Source organism: Phycisphaerae bacterium, assembly GCA_012729815.1.
Taxonomy (GTDB): Bacteria; Planctomycetota; Phycisphaerae; order JAAYCJ01; family JAAYCJ01; genus JAAYCJ01.
Genome location: JAAYCJ010000296.1, coordinates 1 through 2,018 on the forward strand (window position 1 = coordinate 1; position 2,018 = coordinate 2,018).

Here is a 2,018-nt window from a genome sequence, read left to right on the forward strand (position 1 = left end):
CTGCTGAGGAGGCCAAACCATGACGCAGCGTGGGATCGTTTCCGGCAAACTTCTCGTATTGGTGTTGCTGCTCTGCGTGGTCAGTGGATGCGCCACGGTCCAGCCCTTCGGACCCGCGCCGCGCGTCGAAACCGCCCAGCCGCTCACCCAGGTCCCGGATGAGTACGCCTTCTACACCCCGCCCGCCGATCGATCCTTCTACCCGATCCTGCCCGACGGCGAGGTCAAGAACGTCATCCTCTTGATCGGCGACGGAATGGGCCTCGCCCAGGTCGCTTCCGCCCGAATCAAAGCCGTCGGAGCTGACGGATGCCTCCACGTGGATCGGCTGCCGGTCACCGGCTTTGCCACGACGCACTCGACTTCGTTGGTCACCGACTCCGCCGCCGCGGGAACCGCCCTGGCGACCGGCTGCAAAACCAGGAATGGGACGCTCGCGTTGCTGCCCGACCAGAGCCGCCTCAAAACCATTCTCGAGGCCGCCAGAGACAAAAAAATGGCGACAGGCCTGGTCGTGGTCTGCACGCCCAATCATGCCACCCCCGCCGCCTTCGCCTCGCACGTGCAATCCAGGACCATGGGGCCGGAAATCACCGAACAAATGCTGGAAAACAAGGTCGATGTCATCTTCGCCAGAGGAGATGCTGGTACGACAACCCAGCCGAGCCCTGACGCGTCTCAGGCCATACAGGCGGGATACCAGGTGGTGTCGAACCGCGACCAAATGGGAACTGTCATCGCCGACCAAACACCAGTGCTGGGTCTTTTTCGAGATGCTTCCGGCCAGAACCCGCCCATGCTCGCCGCCATGACCGCTAAGGCCATCGAAATCCTCAGTCGCGATCGAGACGGCTTCTTCCTCATGGTCGAAGGCAGCGACATCGACGGGGCCTGCCACGGGAACAACGCCTCCGGCTCCATCCAGAAAACGCTCCTCTTCGACCTGGCGATCAAGGAAGCTATCGAGTTCGCCCTCAAGGACAAGCACACCCTCGTAGTCGTCACCGCCGACCACGAAACCGGCGGCATGGCCGTCAACGGCGGCAGCCTCGACGGCAACGAAGTCAACGTAGGCTGGACCACCGGCGGACACACCGCCATTCCGGTTCCCGTCTACGCCTTCGGACCCGGCGCCTCTCGATTCATGGGCCTGCGAGACAACACCGAAATCCCACGCGTCTTTGCCCAACTCCTCGGCATCGACGATTTCCCCAAGGCATTCCCTCGCGAACAACTCTACAAGCATAAGCTCACCACGCAACTGACCTCGCCCAATTTCAGCCCGCCGGTCGTGCGTTCCGACAGCCTCTCCGGTTCCGAACAGTGGATCGAATACGCCTGGCCGACTCCGCAGACGGTCCATCGCCTGGTCTGCGCCTGGCCGTCGAACGACCTGCCCGCTCAGTACAAAATCGAATGGCACGACGGGACCGCCTGGCAACCGTGCAGCGGAACCGACGACTGGCGAACCCCAGCCGCCGACACCGAAGACTACACCATCGACCCCGTCCAAACCTCCCGCCTCCGGATGGTCATGCGGACCAAAACCGGCAAACCGGCCAAACACGCCCAATTCGACGCCTATCACATCCCAAGGCTGACGCCTCCAGTTGTTGAGGCGCAAGAGGACTGGTCGAAGGATTTTGCACCCTCAGCCGACGGCTTCATCCGCGACTGGCTCGTCTGCGGCCCGTTCCCCTCGCCGGGACTGCGCGAAGAGATCAAGGACAAACCGATCAACTGGGACCAGGATATGCTCGACAACTGCTGGATCTACGGCGCCGGCCGAGGCGAAGCGGTCATTCAGCCGCGGGTGGACCACGAGCATGTGGCCTTCTTCCCCGCCGGCACGCTGGCCCTGTGGAAACCGATGGATGTCCGAGTGGCCTGGCAGCCCGTCCACGCCGACGGCGACCGGCTTGACCTCAAGGACCGTTTCCTCAACAATATGATCGTAAAATCCGGACAGGTCGTCGAACAGTGCTTCGGATACGCCTGCGCCTACCTCGACGTCCCAC

General features: G+C 62.8%; 1 protein-coding gene. It reads left to right on the forward strand.

Annotated elements, in window-relative coordinates; genetic code table 11:
- Nucleotides 1-19 precede the first annotated feature (19 nt).
- On the forward strand, nucleotides 20-2,018 hold a 1,999-nt coding region (locus GXY33_19095; protein ID NLX07250.1), incomplete at its 3' end, for an alkaline phosphatase.